This is a genomic window from Archangium violaceum Cb vi76, assembly GCF_000733295.1.
GTDB classification, from domain to species: domain Bacteria; phylum Myxococcota; class Myxococcia; order Myxococcales; family Myxococcaceae; genus Archangium; species Archangium violaceum.
On sequence record NZ_JPMI01000097.1, the window covers coordinates 1 to 25175 of the forward strand.

At 69.1% G+C, this 25175-nt stretch carries 25 protein-coding genes; 11 read left to right on the top strand and 14 right to left on the bottom strand.

Going from position 1 to position 25175, the window contains the following annotated elements; genetic code table 11:
• Nucleotides 1–142 precede the first annotated feature (142 nt).
• On the top strand, nt 143–583 hold the full coding sequence (locus Q664_RS15490) for a septal ring lytic transglycosylase RlpA family protein (RefSeq protein ID WP_043395251.1): 441 nt from the start codon (nt 143–145) through the stop codon (nt 581–583).
• A gap of 10 nt (nt 584–593) precedes the next feature.
• The gene (gene tsaB, locus Q664_RS15495) at nt 594–1328 is read left to right on the top strand and encodes a tRNA (adenosine(37)-N6)-threonylcarbamoyltransferase complex dimerization subunit type 1 TsaB (protein WP_043395253.1); all 735 of its coding nucleotides are present in this window, start codon (nt 594–596) and stop codon (nt 1326–1328) included.
• A gap of 13 nt (nt 1329–1341) precedes the next feature.
• Here the strand turns inward: tsaB and Q664_RS15500 are convergent, their stop codons facing one another.
• Both Q664_RS15500 and Q664_RS60010 read right to left on the bottom strand, forming a co-directional pair.
• Nucleotides 1342–2403 (bottom strand): trigger factor, encoded by a 1062-nt coding sequence (locus tag Q664_RS15500; protein ID WP_084609930.1) that lies wholly within the window; start codon nt 2401–2403, stop codon nt 1342–1344.
• A gap of 41 nt (nt 2404–2444) precedes the next feature.
• Complete coding sequence (locus Q664_RS60010; protein WP_052518159.1) at nt 2445–3650, bottom strand: hypothetical protein; 1206 nt, start codon at nt 3648–3650, stop codon at nt 2445–2447.
• A 304-nt stretch (nt 3651–3954) separates the two neighbouring features.
• Between Q664_RS60010 and Q664_RS15510 the strand changes: the two genes are divergently transcribed.
• The gene (locus tag Q664_RS15510; protein WP_152622120.1) at nt 3955–4404 is read left to right on the top strand and encodes a hypothetical protein; all 450 of its coding nucleotides are present in this window, start codon (nt 3955–3957) and stop codon (nt 4402–4404) included.
• 29 nt (nt 4405–4433) lie between these two features.
• Here the strand turns inward: Q664_RS15510 and Q664_RS15515 are convergent, their stop codons facing one another.
• Both Q664_RS15515 and Q664_RS15520 read right to left on the bottom strand, forming a co-directional pair.
• Nucleotides 4434–6332, bottom strand: coding sequence for a methyl-accepting chemotaxis protein (locus Q664_RS15515; protein ID WP_043395257.1), 1899 nt, complete (start codon nt 6330–6332; stop codon nt 4434–4436).
• 4 nt (nt 6333–6336) lie between these two features.
• Nucleotides 6337–6882: a PDC sensor domain-containing protein gene (locus Q664_RS15520; protein ID WP_063934703.1), complete on the bottom strand. Its 546-nt coding sequence runs from the start codon at nt 6880–6882 to the stop codon at nt 6337–6339.
• Between the two features lie 253 nt (nt 6883–7135).
• Here Q664_RS15520 and Q664_RS15525 point away from each other — a divergent pair, with 253 nt between their 5' ends.
• From Q664_RS15525 to Q664_RS62655, 5 genes are all read left to right on the top strand, one after another.
• Nucleotides 7136–8161, top strand: coding sequence for an aspartate-semialdehyde dehydrogenase (locus tag Q664_RS15525; protein ID WP_043395261.1), 1026 nt, complete (start codon nt 7136–7138; stop codon nt 8159–8161).
• 128 nt (nt 8162–8289) lie between these two features.
• Nucleotides 8290–9204: an MXAN_2561 family MXYO-CTERM-anchored protein gene (locus Q664_RS59070; protein ID WP_075207441.1), complete on the top strand. Its 915-nt coding sequence runs from the start codon at nt 8290–8292 to the stop codon at nt 9202–9204.
• Complete coding sequence (locus tag Q664_RS15535) at nt 9201–9926, top strand: MXAN_2562 family outer membrane beta-barrel protein (RefSeq protein WP_043395262.1); 726 nt, start codon at nt 9201–9203, stop codon at nt 9924–9926. The genes Q664_RS59070 and Q664_RS15535 overlap by 4 nt, the downstream gene beginning before the upstream one ends.
• Before the next feature lie 7 nt (nt 9927–9933).
• Entirely contained in the window at nt 9934–11781 is a 1848-nt protein-coding gene (locus tag Q664_RS15540) for a PKD domain-containing protein (RefSeq protein ID WP_043395265.1), read from the top strand.
• A 6-nt stretch (nt 11782–11787) separates the two neighbouring features.
• Entirely contained in the window at nt 11788–12456 is a 669-nt protein-coding gene (locus tag Q664_RS62655; protein ID WP_043395268.1) for a molybdenum cofactor biosynthesis protein, read from the top strand.
• A gap of 154 nt (nt 12457–12610) precedes the next feature.
• On the opposite strand, the gene Q664_RS15550 is transcribed toward Q664_RS62655, so the two are convergent.
• The 3 genes from Q664_RS15550 to Q664_RS15560 form a co-directional block, all read right to left on the bottom strand.
• The gene (locus Q664_RS15550) at nt 12611–13276 is read right to left on the bottom strand and encodes a hypothetical protein (RefSeq protein ID WP_052518163.1); all 666 of its coding nucleotides are present in this window, start codon (nt 13274–13276) and stop codon (nt 12611–12613) included.
• Between the two features lie 112 nt (nt 13277–13388).
• Complete coding sequence (locus Q664_RS15555) at nt 13389–14537, bottom strand: M50 family metallopeptidase (RefSeq protein ID WP_084609932.1); 1149 nt, start codon at nt 14535–14537, stop codon at nt 13389–13391.
• Nucleotides 14538–14553: 16 nt separating this feature from the next.
• Nucleotides 14554–14976: an NUDIX domain-containing protein gene (locus Q664_RS15560; RefSeq protein WP_043395272.1), complete on the bottom strand. Its 423-nt coding sequence runs from the start codon at nt 14974–14976 to the stop codon at nt 14554–14556.
• A gap of 73 nt (nt 14977–15049) precedes the next feature.
• Between Q664_RS15560 and Q664_RS15565 the strand changes: the two genes are divergently transcribed.
• Nucleotides 15050–15574 (top strand): hypothetical protein, encoded by a 525-nt coding sequence (locus tag Q664_RS15565; protein ID WP_043395274.1) that lies wholly within the window; start codon nt 15050–15052, stop codon nt 15572–15574.
• 5 nt (nt 15575–15579) lie between these two features.
• Here Q664_RS15565 and Q664_RS15570 read toward each other — a convergent pair whose 3' ends face one another.
• The 6 genes from Q664_RS15570 to Q664_RS15595 all read right to left on the bottom strand — a co-directional run bounded on the left by Q664_RS15570 (nt 15580) and on the right by Q664_RS15595 (nt 21987).
• On the bottom strand, nt 15580–16809 hold the full coding sequence (locus tag Q664_RS15570) for a type II toxin-antitoxin system HipA family toxin (protein WP_043395276.1): 1230 nt from the start codon (nt 16807–16809) through the stop codon (nt 15580–15582).
• Nucleotide 16810: 1 nt separating this feature from the next.
• Entirely contained in the window at nt 16811–18466 is a 1656-nt protein-coding gene (locus Q664_RS15575; protein WP_043395278.1) for a DUF262 domain-containing protein, read from the bottom strand.
• 77 nt (nt 18467–18543) lie between these two features.
• Nucleotides 18544–19173 (bottom strand): hypothetical protein, encoded by a 630-nt coding sequence (locus tag Q664_RS15580; protein WP_043395281.1) that lies wholly within the window; start codon nt 19171–19173, stop codon nt 18544–18546.
• Nucleotides 19174–19175: 2 nt separating this feature from the next.
• Complete coding sequence (locus Q664_RS15585) at nt 19176–20033, bottom strand: ribonuclease HII (protein WP_043395283.1); 858 nt, start codon at nt 20031–20033, stop codon at nt 19176–19178.
• Between the two features lie 71 nt (nt 20034–20104).
• The gene (locus Q664_RS15590) at nt 20105–20416 is read right to left on the bottom strand and encodes a hypothetical protein (protein ID WP_052518170.1); all 312 of its coding nucleotides are present in this window, start codon (nt 20414–20416) and stop codon (nt 20105–20107) included.
• A gap of 116 nt (nt 20417–20532) precedes the next feature.
• Nucleotides 20533–21987, bottom strand: a complete 1455-nt coding sequence (locus Q664_RS15595) for a B-box zinc finger protein (RefSeq protein ID WP_043395285.1) — start codon at nt 21985–21987, stop codon at nt 20533–20535.
• Between the two features lie 92 nt (nt 21988–22079).
• Between Q664_RS15595 and Q664_RS15600 the strand changes: the two genes are divergently transcribed.
• Together Q664_RS15600 and Q664_RS15605 are read left to right on the top strand one after the other, a co-directional pair.
• Nucleotides 22080–22418: a hypothetical protein gene (locus Q664_RS15600; protein WP_043395287.1), complete on the top strand. Its 339-nt coding sequence runs from the start codon at nt 22080–22082 to the stop codon at nt 22416–22418.
• A 45-nt stretch (nt 22419–22463) separates the two neighbouring features.
• Nucleotides 22464–22817, top strand: coding sequence for a hypothetical protein (locus Q664_RS15605; RefSeq protein ID WP_043395289.1), 354 nt, complete (start codon nt 22464–22466; stop codon nt 22815–22817).
• A 120-nt stretch (nt 22818–22937) separates the two neighbouring features.
• On the opposite strand, the gene Q664_RS15610 is transcribed toward Q664_RS15605, so the two are convergent.
• Nucleotides 22938–24917, bottom strand: coding sequence for an FAD-dependent oxidoreductase (locus Q664_RS15610; RefSeq protein ID WP_043395292.1), 1980 nt, complete (start codon nt 24915–24917; stop codon nt 22938–22940).
• Between the last annotated feature and the right edge of the window lie 258 nt (nt 24918–25175).

The window sequence follows — 25175 nt, forward strand, 5'->3', positions numbered from 1 at the left end:
GTGCCACGCATCCCGGGTTGAACCCCCTGTCCACACGGGGGGCCACGGGTTGGAGAACGGGGACAGATACCCTCACCCCGACCCTCTCCCGAGGGGAGAGGGGAGATGGGTCACATTCCTGAAGAAGGATTCGTGAGGTGCGATGCGGCGACTGCTCGTGGGGTTGACGGTGGGGTTGGGGTTGCTGGCGGGCTGTGCACCACGCGCCACCCGGCCCACGGCCGAGGAGAAGCCGGACCGGGAGGTGACGCGGCCGGAGAAGCCGCCCCCGGCTCGCGGCTGGCTGGAGGAGGGGCTCGCCTCGTACTACGGCCCGGGTTTCGCCGGCCGGCCCACCGCCAGCGGCGAGAAGTTCAACCCCCAGAAGCTCACCGCCGCCCACAAGAAGCTGCCCTTCGGCACGTGCCTCCGGGTGGTGAACATGGAGAACGGGCGCTCGGTGGAGGTGCGCGTCAACGACCGGGGGCCTTTCGTCAAAGGGCGCGTGGTGGATGTGTCGACCGCCGCGGCGAAGCAGCTCGGCATGATGGAGAAGGGGCTGGCCCGGGTTCGCCTCTACCGCTGCGCGGACAAGACCGGGTAGAAGCCTCCCCATGTTCCTCGCGCTCGATACCTCCACCCTCACGTTGTCGCTGGCCCTCGTGGAGCGGGAAGGGGAGGGGGTGCGTGTCCTCGAGCACCTGGTGGTGGGCCCTCCGAAGAAGCAGAGCGAGGTGCTCCCCGGCGTCGTCGGCGAGCTGCTCGCCCGGCACGGCGTGGCGCTGAAGTCCCTGGAGGGCATGGCCATCGGCCTCGGCCCGGGCTCCTTCACCGGCTTGCGCATCGGCCTGTCCTGCGTGAAGGGGCTGGCGTACGCGGCGGGCCTCAAGGTGGCCGGGGCCTCCTCGCTCGCGGCCGTGGCCCTGGAAGGCCCCGAGGGTCCGCCCCTCTTCGCCCTCGCGGTGGCGCGCAAGGATGATCTCTACCTGGGGCCCTACCGGCGCGTGGGCCAGCGGGTGGAGGCCCTGGGGCCCGAGGAGGCGATGAGCCCGGAGGAGGTGGCCGCGCGCATGGCCGCCGAGCCCGAGGCGCTCGCGCTGGGCCCCGCGCTGCCCGAGTACCGCGCGGCCCTGGAGGCCCAGGGCGTGGCGCCCTCGCGGCTGCTGAGCGCGCCCCTCTTCCCCTCGGCGGTGGCGCTGGCCTCGCTGGTGCGCTTCCCCGAGACGCAGCCCCTGGAGGCGCTCTTCGCCCTGGAGCCGCACTACGTCCGCGCCTCCGAGCCCGAGCGCAACCCCAAGTTCCCTCCGCTGCCCGGGCCTCCGCCCACCGCGCGCCTCAAGGAGGATTGAGGCGGCTCCGGGCTCAGGCGCGCTCGATCTGGATCTTCGCCTGACGCATGACGTGGTCCACCGCCATGAGGTGCCAGGCCACCTGATCGATCCTGGCCAGGTTGCGCGGCTCGGCGCGCAGGGCCGCCGCCATCTCCTCCATCGTCAGCCCGGCGGCGTTGGCCTGGTCCCGGAGGACCTTCTCCACCACCTGCGGCGTGAGGGTCAGGCCATCGCGCTTGCAGATGGCGCCCAGGGCGAGGCCGATGCGCAGCCGGTGCTCCACCTCGGCGCGGGTGTCCACGTCCTTCAGCCACGCCTTGAGCGACTCCTCGCGCTCCGGGCCGGTGAACTGGAGCTCGCCGGCGGAGCGGCCCTCGCTGGCGCTCCAGCGGCGGCGGATCTCCTCGTCCACCAGCTCCGTGGGAATCTCCACCTGGGTGCGCGCCGCCACCTGGTTGAGCACCTCCTGCTGCGCCTGGACCAGCAGCAACTGCGCGGCCTCGTCCTCCATCTGCCGCACGACGTCGCGCATGGCCTCCTGCAGCGTGTGGCCCCGGCCGAAGGCCAGGAGGAAGTCCTCGCTCTCGAAGTCGGGGTACTTCAGCTCGCGCGCGGCCTGCACCTGGACGACGAAGCGGGCGGGCGTGCCGCGCAGCGACTCGACGGGGTACTCCGCGGGCAGGGTGACCTCCACCACCACGCCCCCTCCGGGCGAGCGGCCGACGAGCGCCTCATACAGGCCGGGCAGCATCGGATCCGGCTGCACGGGGAGCCAGACGTCGGTGTGCAGGCTGAAGGGGATGAGGTGGCCCTGGGAGTAGCCCGCGATGTTGAGGAGGGCCTCGTCTCCCCAGGCGAGCTGCTCGGTGGGGTAGCGGTAGTGCTCGGTGGCGTGGGGCCGCGCCAGCTCCAGGAAGCGCTCCTGGACCTGGTCGGCGGTGAAGCCCTGGGGGGCGGGGAGGGTGACGGACAGCCCCTCCAGGGAGGGGGCCTCCACCTGGGGCAGCACCACGGGGTGACTCCGCTCGTCCCGCCAGGTGGGCGAGAGCCGGGGCAATCCGAACGACTGGGAACTGGAAGCGTGGGAGCTCATGGGGCGTGCCTCTGCGAGGTGGAGACCAGGGTGGGGGACGACTACCAGCCGCTGAAGAAGTTCTTGATGCCCTCGCCGACCTTCTTGGCGCCCTCCTTGATGCCCTCGCCGACCTTCTTGGCGCCCTCCTTGAGGGTGTCGAAGTTCTCGACGACCGTGCCGGCCACGGAGGAAGCGGTGGAGATGGCCGCGCCCACCTGCGAGACGATGGGGATGTTGGTGGCGGCCGCGATGGAGCCGGCGGCGGTGATGCCGGACGTCACCTTGGAGGCGATGCTCGCGTTGGGATCGGCGATCGTCTTGGCGGCCATGGCGGTGTCGAGGGCGGCGATGCCGATGTTGACGCCCGGGGCGAAGCGGCCCGCGGCCTTGGCGGCCGTGCTCGCGCCCTTGGCGCCCAGCTTCGCCGCGGCCTCGGCGCCCTTGGCGGCGTCGACGACGGCATCCCCCGTCTTGAAGGCGTTCTTCGCCGCGTCCTTCAGGCCGTGAGCGCCGCTCGCGGCGGCCTGCTGGCCCGCCTTGGCGATGCCACCCTCGAGCTTCCCGGCCAGCTTCTCCCCACCGACGGCGCGGAGCGCATCCGCGGCGCCCTGCTTCAGGGTGGTGCCGAAATGGGCCCCGGCGCCCTTGGACTTCGCGAGCTCGCCCAGCACGTCGATGTCACGCAGCGGATTGCCGGAGAGCACGGACTCGGCGACCTTGCTGGCGATGTTGTCGGCCACCGGGCCGCTGGCGCCGAGGGCCGCCTGGGCGGCGCCCTTCAGGTTCTTGAACTCCTTGCCGGACTGGATCATCGCGGCCACGTCGAGCCCGCCCTTGACGGTGTTCAGCACGCTCTTGCCCAGCATGAGGGCGCTGTCGGAGATGGCCTGGCCGCCCTCGCCGTTCTTGATGGCGTTGGCGAGGCCCGCGGCATTGGCGCCGATGCCAGCGACACCGGCGGCGAGGCCACCGGCCGTCTTCAGCTTGCCGAACGCGCCGGCGGCGCCATTGGCGTGAGCGGCGTCGGTGGCGTTCTGCACGTACTTGCCGAGCAGGTTCTGCTTCGCGGCGGCGGCCGACGTCTGGGCGGCGGGCTCCAGGGAGTCCTGCGCGTGGAGCGGAGCCGTGGGGGCGCTCCTGGCCGGCGTGGTGAAGTGGGGCGCCGAGTTCGTCCGGGTCAGGGCCGGCCTCTCGGTGGCGCCGAGCACGGGGGCCGAGTTCGAGCGGTGCAGCGAGGGGGCGTTGTTGGCGACGGGCGTGGTCATGGGAGGCTCCTGCTGGAATCGGGTTCGGGTGGCGCGGCGGCTGTTCGCCGTGGATGTGCGCCATCCAGAGCAGGAGGTGTGCCAGGGCCCACGCGGCCCGGCATGGACGAGCGAAAGGCCCGTTTTCCCTCGGGGAAACGCTCGCGAGCCGGGGAGCCCGCGAGGGATTCCGGCGTCCGGCTGATGACCGGCCCCTGGTGACTCCCGTTTCACCTGGTGACTGCTGTCATCAGCCGGAGGAACCAGGAGCGCCGCGGATGCGGCTTGGGGCTAATCTCCTGGCTCGTTCCTCAGGAGACTCGACATGGAAGCGCATCAAGCTCCGACGCGGGCTTCGTTGTCCCCCATGCTGCTGCGAGCGGCCTGTGTCCTTCTGGTGATCGGCGCCCTGCTGCCCACGTTGGGGTTCACCTCATTCGTCTGGAACGAGCACATCGAGTGGACGCGCCATGGCCGCTCCACCGGGGAGCTGTTCCGGGCACTCTTCTACCTGCCGGGACCGCTCACCCTGATGCTCGTGCCCTTCCTCTGGGCGCGGCGGCGCTGGGCGTGGTGGGGCTCGCTGCTCCTGCTCCCCCTGCATGGCCTCGGGCCCTTGGTGGACCTGGCGACACTTCGCCATGGCCTGCACGGGGGTGAGGCCTTCATGTTGATGCAGGGACTAACGGCATTCGGTGGAGGCCTCGTGGTGGGCCTCCTGCTGTGGTCGGCCCGTGAGGTGCTGCTTCCTTCGTCTCTCGCGCCCAGCTCCTGACCGGGCCCGAGAGTTGGGGGGGAGGTGCACTACGCCCGGTAGGTGCGCGCCACGGACTCCATGCGCCCGGCCGCCTCGCGCAGCGTGCTCGTGGCCCGCGTGGTGGACTGCACTCCCTGCATCGTCTCCTCCATCAGCGACGACAGGTCCGACACCGCGGTGAAGATCTGCGTGATGCCCGCGTTCTGCTGGCTCACCGCCACGGCGATCTGCCGCGCCGCCCCCGCGTTGTCCTTCACGATCGACGTCAGCTCCCGGAGGCTCTCGCCGCTGGCCTTGATCTGCGACAGCCCGCCCTGCATCTGCTGCTGTCCCTTCTCCGTCATCTTCACCGTGTCCTGGATGGACTTGCCGATATCGTCCAGCAACTCGCGCACCCGGTCCGTCGACTCGATGGACTGGTCCGCCAGGGCGCGGATTTCACGCGCCACCACGCTGAAGCCCTTGCCGTGCTCGCCCGAGCGCACCGCCTCGATGGCGGCGTTGAGCGCCAGCATGTTCGACTGGTCCGCCAGATCCTTCACCGTCTGGGCGATCTCTCCAATCTGCTGCGTGCGGTTGCCCAGCATCAGGATGGTGCCGGCCAGGCGTCCCACCTTCTCGTGCAGCTCCTGCAGCCCCTCGATGCTGGCCCCCAGCGTCTCCTCGCCCAGGCGGCCCACCTCTTCCGCCCGCTCCGTCACCTGGAGCACCGCCCGCGAGCGCTCTTCCGCCATCTTCGACGTCTGTTGAATCTCCTGCGCGGTGACCTGCGTCTCCTGGATGGCCGCCGCCTGGCGCGAGAGGTTGCGCTCCTGGTGCTCGGCCGCCTTGCTCAGCTCCGCCACGGCGTCGGTGAGCACGCGCGTGCCCTGCTGCAGGCCCACCGTCGTCTGGCGCAGCTGCTCCATCATCCGCGAGAAGGCGTGGGCCAGCTCTCCCACCTCGTCCTGGCTGTTCACCTCCACGCGGTGCGAGAGGTCTCCCTCCTCGAGCACGTGCGTCACCGCCTCGCTCAGCGCGGAGATGGGCCGGGCGATGCCGCGCGCCAGCCACCACGCGCCCACGATGACCAGCGCCAGGAAGAACCCCATCATCCCGAGCGCCATCAGGGCCGCCTGCACCAGGGGGGCATAGGCCTCCCGCGCGTCCAGGGTGGCCACGAAGCGCCAGCCGTCCCCCACGTCCCTCACGTCCGTGCCGTTGATGGCCTCCTGGGACACGGGCGCCGCCGGGGGCTCCACCTCCGGCGGACGGGAGTTGAAGAGCACCGTGCCATCCTCGCGCCGCACCTCCAGGGCGAAGCTCTCCTGGGCGCGTTCGTTGGCCCGCTTCATCGAGGCCTTCACCACGTCCCGCACCTGGCTCCAGTCATACGCGGCCAGCAGCACGCCGATACGGGCACCACTGGTCGGGCTCTTCACCGGCGCGGCCAGCGGCAGCACCCGCTTGCCAAAGACCGGGTCCTTCTCCCGCCCGAGTGCATCGGCGGAGAAGCGCCCCTCGAGCGCCGCCCGGTACCACTCCGACTCACGCACCTCGCGCTCGTGGCCCTGGTAGCCCTTGAGCAGCCCCTCCGAGCTGGCCGATACGGCGCGGCCCTTCTCGTCGAAGAGCACGAAGCCGCTGATGGAGGCGTGGTTCTTCGCCATCCCCGCCAGCACCGCGTCGCTCTTGTCGAAGGTGTCGAAGAGCAGCGCACCCCGCAGGAGGGTGTCCTCGGACCAGCCGCGGACGTTGGCCTCGCGCTCGGCGAGGATCCGCTCCACCAGATCCTTGAGGCCCTCGGCCTCGGCCCTCAACGTGGCGTCGATCTGCCTGCCCAACGTGCGCCGGGTGATGGAGAGGCCCGACACCGTCACGGACAGGATGGCGAACGCCGAGAGCAACGCCACGGACAGGGTGATGCGGGCGCGCAGCTTGAGGCCACCCAGGAAGGGGAGATTCATGATGTCAGAGCTCGAGCAGGGAAATGGAGACGGTGAGGGCGCCGATGACCCGGGCGCCATCCTTCACCGGGAGGGATACCTGGACGACATAGGACTGGGAGGACTCGTCGAAGAAGGGTTTCTCGCGCAGCTCCCCGCCCCGGCCTCCATTGAAGGACTCGCGCCACTTGGGCTCGTCCCCCTGCCAGTAATCGGACGTGCGCCGCGTGGCGCCCACCAGCGCGCCCTGGTTGTCCATGACGAAGGCCTCGGCCACCTTCCGGCCCAGCCGCGCCCGGTGCCGCTCGAGCGTCCGCGCGCACGGGCTGCCCAGCAACTGGCGCTTGAGGGGCGTGAGGGCCGGCGTCGCGCGCCACTCATCATCCCACTGCCGGATGCTCTCCAGGGACACGCGCCGCGCGTTCTGCCGCTTCACCTCGCGCACCACCGCTGGATCCGTGGCCATGCGCCGCAGCTCGGGCATCAGCCCGTCCACCTTCTTCAATTGCGCCGCGCCGTCCGGCGGCACGTTCGCGAGCAGCAACAACGACACGAGGGTCCACATCGACATGTCCCTCCAGTCTACCGGAAGGGCGTGGGTGGACCGGTCCGCGCCCGGGCCCCTGCTTCCCCCCCATGCGGACACGGGGCAGCGCCTCCAGGCGGGTACATCACTCGTAGTCGACTCCGAGTGGTGTAGGAGGGAGTGCTACATCAGTCGTAGTCGACTACGAGTGCGGGTCGACGGGCGTCTTCCGTATGGCGCTCCGAGGAGCGAGCACGGTCCGTGCGCCGGGCGGGGGGCTGGGGTAAAGGGGGCCGCCATGAACGAGAATCTGCGAATCGCCGTGGTGGGCGCCACGGGCGTGGTGGGCACCGAGGTGCTCTCCACCCTGCTGCTGCGGGACTTCCCCGCCGAGCAGCTCACCGTGCTGGGCTCGGAGCGCTCCGAGGGCGAGGAGCTGGCGTACGGCGAGGAGACGCTGGAGGTGGAGCCGGTGTCCGCCGAGACGCTCCGGGGCATGGGCCTGGTGCTGCTGGCCACGCCGGCGGACGCCTCGCGCACCCTGGCGTCCATGGCCCAGGCCGCGGGGGCGTGGGTGGTGGACGCGAGCTCCGCCTTCCGCGCCGATGGCACCGTCCCCCTGGTGCTCCCCGGCTTCAACTCCGAGGCGTTGGGCTCCTTCAAGGGCCGCATCGTGGCGCTGCCCTCGGCGGTGACGACGGCGGTGGCCAACATCGTGGAGCCGCTGCGCCAGGCCTTTGGCGTGGCCCAGGTGCAGGTGACGGCCCTCATGGGCGTGTCCTCCTCGGGCCAGCGGGGCCTCAAGGAGCTGGAGCAGCAGACGTCGGCGCTCCTGTCCGGCCGCGAGCCCGAGGCGCACGTCTTCCCCCACCGCGTGGGCTTCAACCTGGTGCCCCAGGTGGGCCCCTTCCTGGCCAACTCGCCCTGGACGGAGGAGGAGGCCGGCTGGACGCTGGAGTGCGCCCGGCTCTTCGCCAGCAAGGGCGAGGTGCCCGTGGTGGCCGGCACCGCCGTCCAGGTGCCCACCTTCTTCGGCCATGGGCTCAGCCTCCACGTGCGGCTGAAGAAGCCCGCCCCGGTGGAGCAGGCGCGCGCCGCCCTCAAGGGCTCGCCCGCGCTCAAGGTGTTGGATACACCCACCGAGAAGGTCTACCCCCTGCCCAGCCTCGTCACCGCGGACCCCACCATCCATGTGGGCCGCCTGCGCTCCTTCCCCCAGGCCCCCGAGTGGCTCACCCTCTTCGCCACCGTGGACAACGCCGGCCGGGGGGCCGCCCTCAACCTGGTGGAGGCCGGTCTGCGGCTCGCCGGGTCCGACGCCTGACAATTTGGCAACGCCACCGGGCCGCTCCTGCCCATTTGACCGGGGGAGGGGGGCCCGTCCCCCACATAACCCCTGGGAGGAGGGCCGGGTTTCTCCTGGCCTCGGGCTTGCTACCCTCCTTCCCGCCCATGCGTAACCTCCTCTTCTCCGCAGCGGTCCTCCTGTCGTCCGCGGCGTTCGGACAGTTCGGGACCCAGGTCCAGGTCACGGTCCAGTCCACGGCCAATTCGGACAGCGTGAGCATCGGTCCGAGCCAATGTGGCGGGACGAGCTCCTTCACCTGGCGGGTGACCGGCACGCCCTGTGCCGATCTCTCCCTGTGGATCACCACCGACACGGACTGCCGGGATTCGTCCTCCGCCCAGACGTCGGGTTCCACCCGCGGCCTGCCCTCGATTCCGCTCGCCACCATCACCTCGTCGGGTGGCGGCGCGACGGCGACCTTCCAGGTGTCCAACCTGCCCATCTTCACCTCCTCCACCACCACGGATGCGGGGACGGTGGCGTGCGGCGACCCGGGAGTCGAGTCCACGATGCTGCTGTGCGGGGCGACGAAGACGTACGATGGGTTGGGCTCGTGCAGCTCCAACGTGGTGAAGGCGGCCAAGCCGTTGTCGATCACCTACGACACGAAGAGCCCGGAGGCGCCCTCCATCTCGGAGGTGGCCTCGCTGGACAAGGCGCTGCGGGTGGAGGTGGATGCGCCGGAGGACGCCATCCAGGTGGAGGTGGTGGCGCTGCGGGAGGGGGTCAGGGTCTCCAGCGAGAAGCAGGGCGTGAACGTGGGAGCGGTGCGGGTGAAGGACCTGCAGAACGACGTGACGTACCAGATCGAGGCCTATGCCATCGACATCGCGGGCAACCAGAGCCCGGCGTCGGCCACCGAGGAGGGCACGCCCACCCGGACGTATGGCTTCTATGATCGGTACCGTGATGCGGGCGGCGAGGAGACGGGGTGCGGTGCCACGGGCGGAGGTTTCGCGGGCGGAGGCATGTTGGCCGCCCTGGGGTTCTGGCTGTTCTCAAGGAGAAATCGTTCATGACTCGAGCAGTGGCCCTCGGCATCGCGGTGGTGCTCACCGCGCTTCCAGGCGAGGCGCAGGAGACGTCCGATGTGCCCACCCAGTCGCCACGCAGCGGTGCCGTGGAGTTCCGGCTCGGAGGCTACAAGCCGCAGCTCGACGCGGAGGAGGCCCTGGAGGACGGGAAGCGGCCGTATTCGCAGACGTTCGGCGGCTCCAACATGCTGCTCTTCGAGGTGGAGATGCAGCGCTTCTTCTACCAGGACATCGGCACGGCGGGCGTGAGCGTGTCGCTGGGGTACGCGGAGAAGTATGCCGCCGCCCAGACGGAGGGGGGCGCGGAGACCGCGGATCGCACGGGCTTGCATGTGCTGCCCGTCCGCGTGCGGGCCCTCTACAAGTTCGACTACCCCGCGTTCCACTGGGGCATTCCGCTGGTGCCCTACGTCAAGCCCGGTCTCGTCTTCACGCCGTGGTGGTCCACCAAGGGCGGGGAGATCGAGACGCCGGAGGAAGGTGGCTCGGGCAAGGGCATGAGGTTCGGCTGGGAGGTGGTGGGTGGCATCGCCTTCATGCTGGACGTGCTGGAGCCGCGGCTGGCGCGCGACTTCGACTCGGACCTCGGGGTGAATCACAGCTATCTCTTCGCCGAGTACACGTACGCGAAAGTGAACAACTTTGGCGGCAAGGGGTTCAATCTCTCCGACTCGTACTGGATGTTCGGACTGGCGCTGGATTACTAGGCCGTCCATGAAAGCGCATGTGCGAGCCTTTCCTCGAGCCCTGACAGTCCTCGTGGTGGTGGCCGTGGCCCTGGTGGGTCCCGGCTGCCGGAGGGCGGTGAAACCGGAGGTGGGGGGAGCTCGCACGGTGGAGGCCGGCGTGCCGGTGGGCTTCGGCTCCGAGGCCCGGGGCGCGCCGGAGGTGACGTGGGACTTCGGAGACGGCTCGCCGCCCCAGCCGGGTGCGCGGGTGTCCCATGCCTTCCCGCGCGCGGGCAGCTTCCAGGTGCGCGCGCTGGAGAAGGACGAGGTGCTGGCCAGTGCCACGGTGACGGTGGTGCCGCGGCCGGTGCTGCGCGCCATGCCCGCCGACGCGGAGGTGGCGGTCTTCTTCCCCCAGCTGCGTGGAAACGTGGAGCCGCTGGTGGGCTTCTTCGCGCGGATGCTGGGCCAGGCGCAGACGCGGCAGGCGCTGGAGGACGCGCCGCTGCTGTCGCTGGTGCTGCGCGAGCTGCGGGGCGAGCCCCGGCTGGTGGACCCAGAGGAGGGCGTGGGTTTCTTCTCGCTGCCGGGCTTCGCGGGCACCGTGGCGCTGCTGGGCGTGACGGACAGCGAGGCCGCGCTGGAGGCGGTGGTGGAGGAATTGCGCTCCGGAGGCGCGCGCGTCGTGGGGCGGGAGCCCGGGGGCGCCGTGCGCTTGGAGCGCGAGAGCGAGACGCCGATGCTGCTCTTCGCGGACCGGGGCTACCTGTACCTGGTGGTGCCGGACGCGCCGGAGGAGGAGGGCGGGGAGGAGGAGGAACAGGCGAGCGGGCGCATCGAGAAGGTGCTGGCCCAGGAGGGCGGGACGGGGGCGGCGGAGGTGGAGTCGATCCGGGCGCGGATTACGGGGATGAGCGGACCGGGGCTGTCCGAGCAGCCGCTGCTCACCGAGCTGAGGCCGAAGGTGGGGGCGGGCAACGTGCACCTCTTCGCGCGGGCGGAGGAGGGGGATGAGTCCGAGGGCATCCGGGGCCTCTGGGCGGCGCTGCGGGTGGAGGAGGGGAAGGCGGAGCTGGAGGGCTGGGTGGCCTCGGACAAGTCGCTGTTCGCGGGCAAGAGCGGGCCGGGCTCGGAGCTGCTGGGCAAGGCGCCGGTGGGGCCCATCGCCGCGCTGATGGTGTCCATGCCGCCGGAGGAGATGAGCAAGCTCGTCTTCGGCGCGCCCGGCTCGGAGCGCCGCGAGCGGACGCTGCTGCGGCTGAAGGAGCAGGGCTTCGACGCGGCCGGCACGGATGAGCTGCTGGGCGCGCTGCGCGGAGACATGACGCTGCTGGCGTACTTCGACGCGGTGGCCTTCTACCGCAACTTCTTCCTGGGCAACCGGCGGCCGGAGCCGCGCGGCACGTTGCTCTTCCAGGCGGGGCTCGTGCGCGCCGAGCCCGTGCTGGGGTGGCTCACCGGGCGGCTGAAGGAGCGTGGACAGCCCTACGAGGTCTTGAAGGGCGCGGACGCCACGCGCCTGCGCACGCGGGTGATGGATCAACCGGTGGAGGTCACCGTGACGGCGGACCGGCTGTCGGTGAATGGCGGCGAGGCGCTGGGAGCGAGGCCCTCGGAGGACCTGGGCGTGGCCCTGCGCGAGCGCTACGGTGGCAATGCGTTCGAGCCGGGCCACCTGTCGGCCATGGTGGACGTGGGCCGGTTGCGCGCCGAGCTGGATGCCCCGAAGGAGGTGCCCGGTGTGTCACCGCAGCAGTTGCCCGTGGCGCGCTCGCTGGTGGGCACGTTGATGGATCAATTGCCGCCCGTGGAGAATGTCTTCATCGACTTCGCACCCGAGGAGGGCGGCGGCCGTTTCCGGGCGAGCGCCGTGCTCCGGGAGCGGAGCAGGTAGGGAGCCGTGTCCAATACCATCACCGTCCTGTATTTCGCCGCGGCACGCGAGCGCGTGGGTCTGCCGCGAGAGCCGCTGGAGCTGCCCTCGGGAGCGCGCGTGGAGGATGTGCTGCGCCTGCTCGGCACGCGTCACCCGGCGCTGGCGCCCCTGCTGCCGCACCTGCGGGTGGCGGTGAACCAGGAGTTCTCCGGCGCGGAGACCGAGGTTCCCGCGGGAGCGGAGCTGGCCCTCATTCCACCGGTGGCGGGAGGCAGTGGAGGCCTGTTCCGCGTGGTGGACCGGCCGCTGCGGCTGGAGGAGGTGGTGGAGGCGGTGTCCGGCGAGGCGTATGGCGGGCTCGTGACGTTTTCGGGCTCGGTGCGCAACCAGACGCGGGGCAGGCGCGTGCTGAGGCTGGAGTACGAGGCCTATCCGCCCATGGCGGAGAAGAAGCTGGCGGAGATTGGCGCCGAGGTGGCGGGGAAGTTCAACGGGACGCGGCTGGCGATCGTGCACCGGGTGGGGACGTTGAAGCCGGGCGAGCTGGCCGTGGTCATCGCCGCGGCGGCGCCGCACCGGAAGGAGGCGTTCCTCGGGTGCGAGCACGCCATCGAGCGGCTCAAGCAGGACGTCCCCATCTGGAAGAAGGAGTTCTTCGAGGATGGAGAGGTGTGGGTAGGCCTGGGCCCCTAGTTGACCCATTTCCCCTCTCCCCTCGGGAGAGGGACGGGGTGAGGGTATCCAGGCCCGTTTTCCAACCCGTGGCCCCAGTGTGGACAGGGGGTTCAACCCGGGATGCGTGGCACCCTCACCCCGTCCCTCTCCCGGAGGGCGAGGGGAGATGGGCTCAGTGGACGCCGAGGTTGGCGGGAAGCGTCTTCACGCCCGCGTCGGGCTTCTGCGCGTCCGGCGAGATGGGCCGGGCGGGCTGGTCCACTCCGAGCCGCTTGCGCTCGGCCTCCTCGCGCTCACGTGCCGCCTTGAGGGCACGGGCGTTGGACTCGGCCATCTTCTCGGGAGACGGCCCCGCGAAGAGGAAACCCACCGGCAGGCTGAGGAAGAGGGCAGCCCCCATCGCCACCCAGCCGAGGTCACGCAGCCGCACGCTCGCCTCGCGCTTGCCCGCGACGGAGTGGGTGATGTGCAGGGCGAGCTCGCCCTCGCGCAGGCGCAACAGATCCTCCCGCACGAGCTCCACCGAGATGCGGTCCCCGGTCCGCTGCAGCTCCGCCTCCGGCACGGGGCGGAAGGCATCGCCGCGCCGGCTGCGCTCGACGCGCGCTGAGGGAGGCACGAAGACGCGGTAACCCTTCTCGGTGCGCTCGGCGAGCAGGAAGGGCTCCTCCGGCAGGGTGAAGCCGTAGAGGGGCAGGGCCGTCTTCTCATCCTGCGCGGCCAGCACTTGCGTCTGCTCGGGGCCGAAGCTCCACACCTCGTTGCGGGTGGTGCCCCAGAAGAGCTCGCAGAACAGGCCGTCGTGCTTCGCCTCGGTGCTCTTCGCCTCGGTGCTCATGGGAGGGCGAGCATAGGGCCTTCCCGGGGCCTTGGCGCCTCCTTCAGGAGGGGGAGCGTCGTCCGGGGGGCACTTCCGGCCGGGAGGACAGCGGCGGGCCGGGCGCGGACGCTCACTCGCCGAGCCCGTCCGCTCGCAGGGGCAGGCCGCCGTCGGAGGCCGCCGGAGCGGGTACGGTAGCCGCCGCCGGGCTCGTGGAACCCGCGTCGGGTAGGGCCACGGAGGCGGTGCGGGAGCGCCGGATGTGCTGGCGCAGGTCCGCGAGCGCCACCGTCAGCACCACGCCCAGCAGCACGAGGAAGCCCACGGCGTGCACCACCGTCTCCACGCGCGGTGGCACCTTGCGGCGGCTCACCGTCTCGACGAGGACGAAGAGCATCCGTCCCCCATCCAGCGAGGGCAGGGGCAGCAGGTGGAAGAGGGCGAGCGCCACCGAGAGGCTCACCATCACGCGCAGGAAGGAGCCCAGGCCACTGCCCGCCGCGCCCGAGGACTGCTTCACCAGGCCCACGGGGTTGGCGTTCGCCATGCTCCTCCGTCCCTGGAGCAGGCCGCCGAGCATCCGTGAGCCCTCGGTCACCAGGTTGCCCGTGTGGGCCACGGCCTGCAGCAGCGCCTGGCCCGGACCATGGACGCGGTACACATACTGCTGGCTCACCCCGATGCGGCCCTCGCCCCGCTCGTCCGGACGCGGGCGCACCGTCACCTCGCGTGGCTCGCCCTGACGCTCGACGCCCAGCTTCAGCTCGCGGCCCGGGTTCTGGGCGATGAGCTCCACGAAGCCGCCCCAGTTCTCCAGCGGCTGGCCGTCCACGCTGACGAGCCTGTCCCCTGGCAGCAGCTGGGCACGCGCGGCCTCGGAGCCGGGGGTGATGGTGCCCACCGTGAGGGGCACCACCACGTGCGTGCCCGAGGTGTAGAGCGCGAGGAGGACGCCCAGGGCGAACAGCCAGTTGGTCAGCGGCCCCGCCAGCAGCACCAGCAGCCGCTTCGAGGGGCGCTGCGCGGAGAAGTTCGTGGGGTCCGCGGGGTCCACCCCCGGCTCGTGGGGGTTCATCCCGTGGATGCGGGTGGAGCCCCCCAGCGGGACGGCGCCGAGCACGTACTCGGTGCCCCGGAACCTCCAGGTGAAGACGGCCGGGCCGAAACCGAGCGTGTACCGGTCCACCCGGACGCCGAGCAGCCGGGCGGCCACGAGGTGTCCCAGCTCGTGGAGCGCGACGAGGAATCCGAGGGTGAGGAGGAGGGGGAGGTAGTGCATCCGGGAGTGCCGTGCCTCAGAGCTTCCGCCGCTGGCCTGTCCGCTTGTAGGCCAGGTAGTCGGCGAGGATGGTGCCGTGGTCGAAACACAGCTCCGAGGGCAGGCCATCCACGGGGAAGGCCCGGGCCTCGGAGGCGTCGTCCGAGCCCGTGGGCTCCCCCGTGGCCCGGCAGAGGTAGACGGTGGACGCGGTGTGCTTGCGCGGATCCCTCGACGGGTCCGAGTAGGTGAAGAACTGCTCCACCACTTCCACGTCCAGGCCGGTTTCCTCCCTGGCCTCACGCGCCGCGGCGAGGTCGAACCGCTCGCCCTCGTCCACGAAGCCGCCGGGCAGGGCCCAACCGAGGGGCGGATTCTTGCGGCGGATGAGCACGAGGCGCCCCCCTGGCAGCTCGATGATGCAATCCACCGTGGGGATGGGGTTCTTGTACGTGGCCATGGAGCGGGCAGTCTAGCCGCTGGTCCCGCCATTGCACCCTGCACGTGTGCGCTGGCTGAGCTAGCCTGCACGCGTGGCCGCTACCCGACTGTTCCGTCCGCTCCTGATGTCCGCCCTGGCGCTCGCCTCTGGCCTGGGCTGCACCAACGCCTACCTCCAGAACGAGGGCCTCTATGAGTTCACGGCCACGGAGGTGATCCGCGACGACTGCGGACTGCTCTCCGCGTCCTCGGTGCAGGACAGCTGGGACACGGGCGAGCTCATCATCACCGGTGAAGTGGTCCGCATGAACTACGAGCTGATGGACATGCAGCTCGTGGGAGCCTTCCTCGAGGGCGGGTTGACGGAGGACGACGGCTTCATGCTCGACGGCAGCGTGGCCAATGCGTCGCTGACCGCCAAGGGGACGCAGTGCACGGTGGAGCAGGTGGCGGTGCACCTGGAAGCCACGACCCGGTGCGCCACGCAGTTCGACGGGGTGCTGCGCGTGCGCTACGAGCCGCGGATCGAACAGCCCCAGTGCGCCTGCCAGGTGTGGATGAGCTATCGAGCCGTCCAGAACGGCCGCCCCTGCATCCTCCCCGCCCCCGCGCCTTGAGGTGGCTACTGCCTTCCGAGCAGTGGCACTTTCTTCCAGTGTTGCTCGATACGTTGCTTGTAGCTCTCGGGGATGGGGAGTTCGGCGCGTAACGTGCTCCACGAATCCAGCGTGGCATGCACCGCTTCTCTCACGGTTGGGATGACTTCCTCGTTGCCGAGCTTCAGCTTGCGTGCGAGCCGTTCGAAGGTTTCGAGGGTCACATCCTCGAAGCGTTTGGAGCGGGAGAGATTCAATGCCAGCGTTTCATGGGGCATGTACTGGATGGTCGAGACGAGATCATAGGCGGGGGAGATCGTCGCGTGGATTCCATCCGGGTACAGCAGGGACCAGTTCTTGTGGTGGGCATCCCCATTGCCAATGGCGATGATGAAGACGAGCCGGCGGAGGAACTCCTGGAACGCATGCGGTCCGGCCACGTTGAGTAATACGTTGGCGGTCGTCTCGTAATTGTATTTCTTGTACTTCTCGTCCGAGTAGAGCCCCAGCACTTGCGCCATGTCCTCCATGTGAACACGCTGACCGGGCGCTGGACGGTCGAAGCGGCGGATGGCGAAGGCCATTCCCTCACGGAGCACGACGCCCTCGGGGAGGCCCTTGAGGTGGGTGACCGCTTCCAGATGGAATTCGGGCACGGTGATGCCAGCGGCGCGCGCCCAGCTCATCATCGAGAATTCGTTCTCGGGGACGAGGTCGTAGCGATTGTCTGGCAGTTTGACAATCCAATCTCCACCCCGGCCACTCGTGGGCAGGGTCATTCCCCGGTCCTGGCGCAACATGGAGAACTTGAGCTGCACGCCCGCGAGGGAGAAGCGGAGCTGCTCCTGCAGGGGCGCGGCTTCTTCCTCGGTTCCTCCCACCAGGGGCTCTGATGCGTCTCCACTCAATGCACCCGCCGGCGTGATGATGAGCGCGCCGGGAAGGTCCTCTCCCAACCGTGCGATGAGGAAGAACTCCCTCTGGGGGTGCACGCCCAGTTTCTTCGAGATGAGTTCCCTCAGCGGGCCCTCCGGGAGGAGATTCGAGAAGAAGGGATGCAAACGCATCCGGCTCGAACGCCGCCGGGTGAGGTCATCCTCGAAGGCCTGTCCGAGAATGGGCCGCGGATACCTCTGACGGTACTCCTCGGAGATGACGAACTCCGTATACTCATCCTCCAGGAGGTTCAGCGTCCCGACGTGGACGTCGCCCAGCCGGACATCGAGGATGCCAATCTCCTTGCGCAGGAGTTGCATGTCAGGACTCGTCCTCGTTGGGGATGAGCAGGGATTGGAGCGGTTTGCGATCCGATTCAAGCCAGCGTGCTTTCGAGTCCAGGAACGTCGCGACGTGTTGCTCCAGGAGTTTCAGGCGGAGGGTCAGGAATCGCAGCCTGTCGCCTTGCTGGAGGGCCTTGCGCGCAGATGGGGAAATGCCATGGCTCCCGAGCACCTCTGGGGAGGCCTGCTCGATCGCGGCAAGCAATGACTGCCCGGAGATTTCCGGATGGAAAATCCGGTTGGCGAGTCCCTGCATCAAGCTCTTGAGCTGGACTGAATCATCATCAGGGCGCAGGCGCGGGACTGAGGTGAGGAGCTGCCTCAGGGCTTCGGCTCCTTGCGTGCCAATGATGGTGGGAACATCCAAGAGTTCGCCGGAGCGGAGCTCTCGGGGCTGCAGCGCGAGCAGCGCGTTGAGCTGCAACCTGGTTTCCGCGGCACGGTACTTGAAGTCGCGCAGATTCGGTGCCCGGGGGACGGCGGTGGGAAGTGCGGTGAGCAAGGCTTGGATCGCCTCATCCTCATCCTGCCCGAGGACCGTCAGGTTCTTGCGCACCGAGGGAGCGCTCTCTCCGCGATGCGCGCCGCTGATGGCACCACGCCAGAGCCAACGTGCGAGCAACTCGCGTGAGCGTGCGGAAGGCTCGGGGTGGAGATGGAAGAAGCGCGCCAGGAAGACGAGGGGGAGCTTGTAAGGCAGGAGCTCGACATGAGGAATTCCCGCATCTCGTTTAAGGAAGACGATGGTATCGCGAAGGGCGCGTTCCGTCTGACGGAGCGCACCTGGCACATCCTGGACTCCCTTGAGTTGCGACCAATCGCTCCGAGTGATGTCGAGCCCCTGGGTGGCGGCGACGGATTTGAGCAGCCATTTCTCTTCGATGGTGCCAAATCTCATCTCCTCCAAGCCGAGGGACAAGGCGCGGAGATCCGAGAGGTGTTCTGGATTCCGCCCCTCGAGAAGTGATTGGAGCACCTTCGCTTCGGGAAGGGTCTTGCTCCGGATGTTCAGCCGCTCGACGATGACGGGGAGGGTTTCCCGCGCCTCGGCTTCGACGATATACGCCGGCAGCTGGTACTCCCGGAGCAGCGTGCCGAGTCTGCTGGCGGTCCTGGTGTGCTCGGGGTGCTCGGCCAGGCCGGAATACCGCTCCAGCCAGCCGCGCAAGCGCTCACTGTCCGCCACCACATTCATGGGGAGCCAGTGCGGGGGCGGTGGCTCCTGGCGGTTGGGCCGGACGAGCTCCTCCCGCTCCAGGTCGAAGTAGAGCCCGAAGTCACCGGAGCCCCCTTCACCATCGAGAGAGGGATGGAGGAGTACCCCGGCCAGCGCGGTCACGCGATGTTGGCCATCCACGACCCACAGGGCTCGAGCGGTCTGGGGCGCGTCCAACTTCACCGGGCCGATTTCCAGGTGGGCCGCGGGCGCCTCGTGCTGCCAGAAGAGCAGCACCCCGATGGGATAGCCCCGGTAGACGCTATCCAGCAGCTCCTGGATCTCCCGGGCCTTCCACTTGAAAGGCCGCTGGAGTTCGGGGATTCGGATGCTCCCCCGTCGAACGCGGTCCAGCAGCTCCTTGATGCTGAAGGCGGTCGCTCTGGGACGTCGCGTGAGGGGCGAGGGAGGGCGCATGGCGGGTGGCTTCTGGCGAGCCCGGGAGATGTTACCTGACAGGTGGGCCGAGCGAGGAGTAAAACTCCTCGGCTCCTTCACCGCTCCAGGTGGGTGATGCCGGCCTCGAGCAGCGCGGCCACGCCTCGCCGGGCCACGTGCACCACCTTGTGCCTGTGGGGCGTGCCCGGCTGCGTGTAGTGGCTGCTCACCTTGTGGTGCAGCTCCGTGGCGCCCCAGACGAGCACCAGGTCTCCCCACTCCAGATCACTCTGCGCCTTCACCGCCGTGCGCCGCTCGGTGCCGTCCACCATGCGCAGCTCGATGCGTCCGCCGAGCTTGTCCTCCAACTCCTCGCGCACCGCCGGCGAGCCGCCCACCACCACCACCCGCCGCACCCCATGGCGCTCACACGACTCCAGGAAGGCCGTCTCCGCGCGCCGGTTGTTCGAGCCTCCGCAGTGCTCACAGTGGCTGCGTGGCTCCACCGCCAGCGGCTCCCGCCCGCTCGCCCTCGCCACCTGCTGGCACGCCGCCGCCGCGCACACCCGGTAGAAGCGCTCCGCCAGCACCTGCTCGGCCCTCGGCAGCTTGGGCTCGCTGATGCGCACCTTGCGCGCGCTCGTGAGCCCCACTTCCTCCAGCGCGGCCCGGGCCCGAGCGCGTGACTCCGATGAGGTGATGCCTCGTTCGCCCAGCCATCCGTCGATGTCCTTGTCCGCGCTCACCGCTAACCGTTCTCCGAGAAGAGATCACCCTGGATGGGCCCCGCCACCTGCACCGTCACGCTCAGCCCGAGCGCCTCCCGCACCGGTCCGAAGCTGCGGCGGTGGATGGGCAGCACTCCCTTCTCCCGGATGCTCTGCACGTGCTCGGCCGTCGGGTAGCCCTTGTGCTCGGCGAGCCCATATCCCGGGTACTGCACGTCCAGCTCCCGCATCATCCGGTCCCGCGCCGTCTTCGCCAGCACCGACGCCGCGGCGATGCTCAGCGACAGCGAGTCTCCCTTGATGATGCCGCGCTGGGGCAGGGTGCACTCGGGAATCGTGAAGGCGTCCAGCAGCACGTAGTCCGGTTGGATGCCCAGCCCCTGCACCGCCCGGTGCATGGCCAGCAGACTCGCCCGGCGGATGTTGATTCGATCAATCTCCTCCGCGTCCGCCTGGCCCACCGCCCACGCCACCGCCTCCCGCTTGATGGCCTCGGCCAGCTCGTCCCGGCGCGCCTCGTCGGCGATCTTCTTCGAGTCGTCCAACCCCTCCAGCTTCCAGCCCCTGGGAAGGATGGCCGCCGCGGCGACGACCGGGCCAGCGAGCGGACCCCTGCCCGCCTCGTCCACCCCGGCGATGTGCGTGTGGCCCTGCTCCCACAGCTCGTTCTCGAAGCGCAGCAGGTGGCGCAGGCGCTGGCCCTCGGCGCGATTCTTCCCCTTCAGGCCTCGAATGCGGCGGGCGAGTGCCTTCGCCCCCTGGCGTGGATCCGCGTCCAGCGCCTCCAACAAGCCCGTGGGCACGGCGCGGGACTGGGTCACGAAGCGCTCGGTCAGCTCCGTCAAGGAGCACCGCAGGAGGTCTTCCACACTCGACATGGCGCCCTCAACCTAGCGAGTTGGGACGCGCGGGACAAACGCCGAGTGAGGAGGCAGCCGCCCGGAGGCGCTTATGGGTTGAGCTGGAGCTGCACCGAGGAGGGCTCGGGGTGGCAGTGGCACTCGTCGCACGTCCAGGCTACCTCGGCCGGGGCGCTCACCTTCGAGCCCGCGGTGGCCGTCAGCCGCACCGGGCCCTCGCCGATGTCCTCGTTCACCGCCGTGGTGACGCCCCGGTCCCCCGTGGTGCCGGTGATGGTGCGACCCGTGACCACGTGGGTGGCTGTCACGATGGCATCCGATACCGGGGTGCCCTGTGCGTTCACCACCTCCACCCGCAGCGTGATGAGTTTCTCGGTGCAGGGGTCCCCCTGTCTGTTCACCCGCAGGCCCCCATCACACGACACGAGGGGTGCGAGTCCCAGGAGGAGCAGAAGTTGGCGTGCCCGAAGCATGCGGAGGGATTGCGCACGGACCCTCCCCGAGGCAACGCCGGATGTCAGCTGGTGGGCGGAAGGCGGCCCTGGGCGAAGCGGGAAGCCTCCGTATCCGGGTACCGGTCAACGATGTACCGGTAGACGTCCTCGGCGCGCGTCTGCTCCCGCATGCGCTCACCCAGCACGCGCGCCAGCAGGACGAGGGCGCGCGGGGCCAGCGGATCATCCGGCGCCGAGTCCGCCACGGACTCCAACGCTCGCACCGCCAGGTCGTTGTCTCCCTGCGCGGCCGACGCCTGCCCGACGAAGAGGTGCACCGCCGGAGGAACGCGGGTCTTCGGCAGGAAGCTCAGCGCGGTGTAGAGCGCGAGCGCCTGGGGGACGTCGCGAGCCTGGACCGCCGCGGAGAGTTCCCGCAAGCGGGCCTCGGGGTCGGGGAGGGCTGCTTCCTCCGGGGTGGGGGCCGGGAGCGAGCTGGGGTCCGCGCGCAACGTGGTCCTCGGCGTGGCCTCCACCGGTAACACCGGGGTGAGGTAGTCGCTCGGAGCACCGTAGTCGAGGGCATCTCCGCGCGTGTGGATGAGCAGCCCGAGCACCCGGGCCATCGCGAAGACCACCAGACACTCGAGCGCCTGGGCGAGCCAGCGCGAGATGACGAGCTCGAAGGGGATTTCCCGCAGGCTGGAGCTGACGACGCGGACGGCGAGGTAGACGAAGCCCAGGGCGAACAGGGTGACCACGGCCACCGCGTAGTCCCGGCCGAGGCGGAGCATGCCGCGCACGGCGGCCACCGGGTTGAGCGTGTCCAGGAGGCTGTTGCTCGTCACCGCCATCATCAGCGCCATGGGCAGGTAGGCGAGGCTGGCGAGCCCCAGTACCCACGCGAGGGGATCTCCCAGGAGCCGCTCGGCCGGGAGCGCGTGGAACCTGCCGGTCATGTAGAACATCGAGTCGCTCAGCAGGCGATCCACGTACTCGGAGACGTCCCAGCCCCCGGCGAACGCGAGGTAGAGCAGGAAGGTGAGCCACACCACGCTGGTGGCCAGCAGGCCCCGCAGCGCCGGGAGGAGCCAGTCGTTGAAGATGTCGCCGTAGTCCGGGGTGGGCACCTCGTTCTCGCCCCGGACGCTGGCGCGCATGATGGAGAAGAAGGCACCCCAGAAGAGGCCGGCGCCGATCGCCGCGGGAGCCAGCCGCGCCACGATGAGCGTGACCTGGGTCATGAAGTCGACGAAGGCCATGACGGCCCCGAGCCCCGCCGCCACCATCAGCCCTTGCCGGGTGAAGGGATAGCGCCACACCTGGCGCAGCCGCTCCGGGAAGGAGGCCAGCTCCGCGCGGTGCACGAGGAGCGTGTCGGCCCGGCCGCCGCACGCGCGGCAGAAGAGCAGATCCACCGTCTGCATGCGCCGGGCCTCCACGCACTCGGGGCAGAGCGGGGCCGCACAGTCGGTACAGCGCCAGCCAGCGGTGGCGGTGGGGTGACGTTTGCAGCGGGCGAGGCGTCTGGGCGGCATGGCGCTCCTCTGGAGCGGGAGCCTATCCGGTCGGCTGGCGGGGGTGTACCCGTTGGGGAGCGTGCACCCGCTTGTGTAGACTCCGCTCCGCGATGTCCGAGAACACCACGGAAGAGCTGGCCGAAGACTCCGACGCCGACTCCGAGAATCAGAACCTGACGGCGCGTGTCCTGGTGCACGTGTTCGTGTTGGGCGTGCTCGCCGTGGTGGCGGGGGCCATCACGAGTACCCCCTCCAACCCCGGCTCCATGCTGCCCCTGGATGGCCTGTTCGATATGGTGCTGTGGATCGGCTTCGCGGTGTACACGCTGATCTCCAGCCTCGGGGTCATCTGCTGGCGCAGTTGGGACGCCCTCCTCGGCACGCATGTGGCGGCGGGGGTGCTCTCGCTCCCCGCGGCGGGCTTCCTGATCGCGCTGTTCGCAGGCTGACCCCGTTGGGAGGCGTGCACCGGCTCGTATAGACTCCGCTCGGCGATGTCCGAGAACACCACGAAAGAACTGGCCGGAGACTCCGACTCCCATTCCGAGAATCAGGACTCGAAGCAGCGTGTCCTGGTGCATCGGGTGCTGTGGGCCGTGGTCCTCATGTTGGCGGTGATCGCTTCGTTCTCGCTCCGGTCCTCGGGGGGCGCCACGATCGACCTGAATGGGGTGGCCTTGGCGCTGATGTGGTGCTGCGTCGCGGCGTACCTGGGACTCTCCAGCCGCGGCCTCCGCAGCGAGAGCATGTCCAGCCTTCTCAAGACGCACGGACTGGCGTTGGTGCTCGCGGTCCCCGCGGGGGTCGTCCTGATCTTCCTGAAGGTCTTTCTGCTGGGCGGGTTCTAGGCGGCGTCCCGTCAGCTACCCGGGCTCCATCCGCGAGCCGTCGAGCGCCACCAGTCGGTAGAACCGGTCGGCTAATTGGCAGGGGAATACTGGCCAGGGAGTGTCCCCGGTGCTCGTGCCTCAGCCTTCGATGATGTCGATGGTTTCCCCTCCAATTGCCTGGGCGGCCTGGAGCCCGGAGATGACAGCCGCCTCGACACAACCCGAGTTGAAGGACGTACGTGTCCAATCTCCCGCGAGATAGAGGTTGTCGAGGCCCGACTCGCCGGCACCAAGGCGGTACTTCGACGTGCCAGGGAAAGAGGTGACATAGCGGTCCGAGGGCTCGGTGTTCGCGCGGATGTATTGCGCGCGGAGGCGTTCCGGTCCCTTCCTTCCCAAGGGATCATGCAGGAGGTTCCAATCAAGGCCGTGGCCATCCTCCGAGACCGCGTCAGGCCAGAGCGTTTCGATGTTGTTTTCGAGCCACTGCCTTGCCAGTTGGTGGATCGAAGGAACCGCCAGTCCATCCTCGAGAGGCCCACAGAAGTAGGCGAGGAATCGTGGTGGGGCGTCGGACAGCCACTGTTCCCGTTCCAGCAGGAAGGACAGGTCTGCCCAGGTACTGAGTGGGTGTGCACAGGCGGTGGCGACGCGGCGGAATGGTGGTGCGCCGAGCCGCATCGCATCTACATCTAGCCAGAGTTGCATGCTCCCGGTCTGGATTGTCTGCACGTGCTCGACCATGTCCCGGAAGCGCTGGGCGGAGGCCATGACTTCCCGGGCGATGTCCCTGTGCGCCCCAATAGCAATGGCCAGGACGACGTCGTCGAAGTCCTGGCCGCGCCGTAATGTGAGCGTTTCTCCCTGCCAGGTGCTCCGGGTGGACTCGAGATCGACTCCGCCGTATTTCAGCGCTGGCCCCTCGACGAGTTGTTTGTAGAGAGGCTGCGCTGGCCAGCAAGGGATGCCTTTGACTCGGATGAGCGGCTTGTATTCACCCTGTTTCAAGGTGGCTTGCCGTTGCATCTCGAGCCTCTCTACATACTTGCCATCGGTGGAGACGCCGAGTTCGAGCACTCTGTGGAAGAAGCGGAACTTCACGCCTCTTCGGGCGAGCACGAGGTAGAGGGGGGCGAAGACAGTCTCGCCCATACCGGCCTGCATCTCCCAGAAGATCGCGCCCTTGTAGGTAAAGAGCAGGCGCATCATGCCATGGAGCGCTGTTCCTGCCTCGAACGCTGGCTCCTCCGTCCGTCCATGCACATAGCCAAAGACATAGTCATAGGTGCATCTGACAATGGCGGAATCAAGCGTAGATGGACTGGCGCCGTGGCGCTGGAGCCACTCACGCCAGTCATACGCGTTGATGACTTCGAAGCCCCGGAACAAGACCCCATCGAGGAGCATTCCACGCGCGATGGCCTGGAATACATCCAAGAGGATGAGGATGCGGCGAACAGGGTCGTTTCCGGAGAGCAGGTTGGCGGCTTTGTCCCGCAGCCACCGGACGGGAGCTTCGAGCGTGCGGAGCAGCTCAAGCTGGGGCTCCATGTGGAGTCTCAGGCTGGGAGTGAGCCTGCTGAGGAGGGTTTTCGCGGTCGCGAGTTGGACTCGTACATGCGCGAGCAGTTGATGCGGTATCGCGAACGCATAGCGGGAGATCTGATCATTGATGAAGCCTGCCAGGAGCGGGAGGTACTCGACGGGCGTTGGAAGCGTTCCACCGCTCCCGGGCTCCAGGTTGTTCTCGGGATAATCGAAGTTCCAGGCGACTGTTCTGCCGCCGATGCACTCCTGCAGGGTAATGGCGCTTTGCTTCTTGAACGCGGCGTCCCAGGTCCGGAGGGGGTTGTTGGGATCGGGGGGCAGCTCGTCATAGCACTGCCGCATCATCCGGAAGGCATTCTCATAGAATCCACCCCAGACGTGTAGCCCATGCTCAAGGATACGGAAGGCTGTTTTCTCATCCCGTCCGCTCGACCCCTTGCCTCCGAGCCTCCAGCCCAGCTGGTAGACGGTGATGTCGAATCGGTTCTCCCAATCGGGCAGATGGGTGAGCGCCCAGACCGCCGCCATTGCACCGCAGCCACCGCCCAGAACCGCAATCCGCCTCTTCATGTCCCGTCTCCTTTCCTCACCTCTCCGTGCACATCACCTGGAGGTGGGAGCGCTTGGAGCGGGGTGTTCGTTGTATTCCCGCAGCAGGAGGCGCGCCTCTTGGTGATCGACGGTCCCGTGGCCTTCGGTGAATCCTTCGAGAAGGGTGCTCAATCGCCTGTGGGACTCCGCGGCCTGCTCTGAGGTGCCCGCGAGCATATGGAGCCGGGCGAGGCTCACCGCCCCCCTCAGCTCCAGCGACAGCGCACGTTGTTGGGG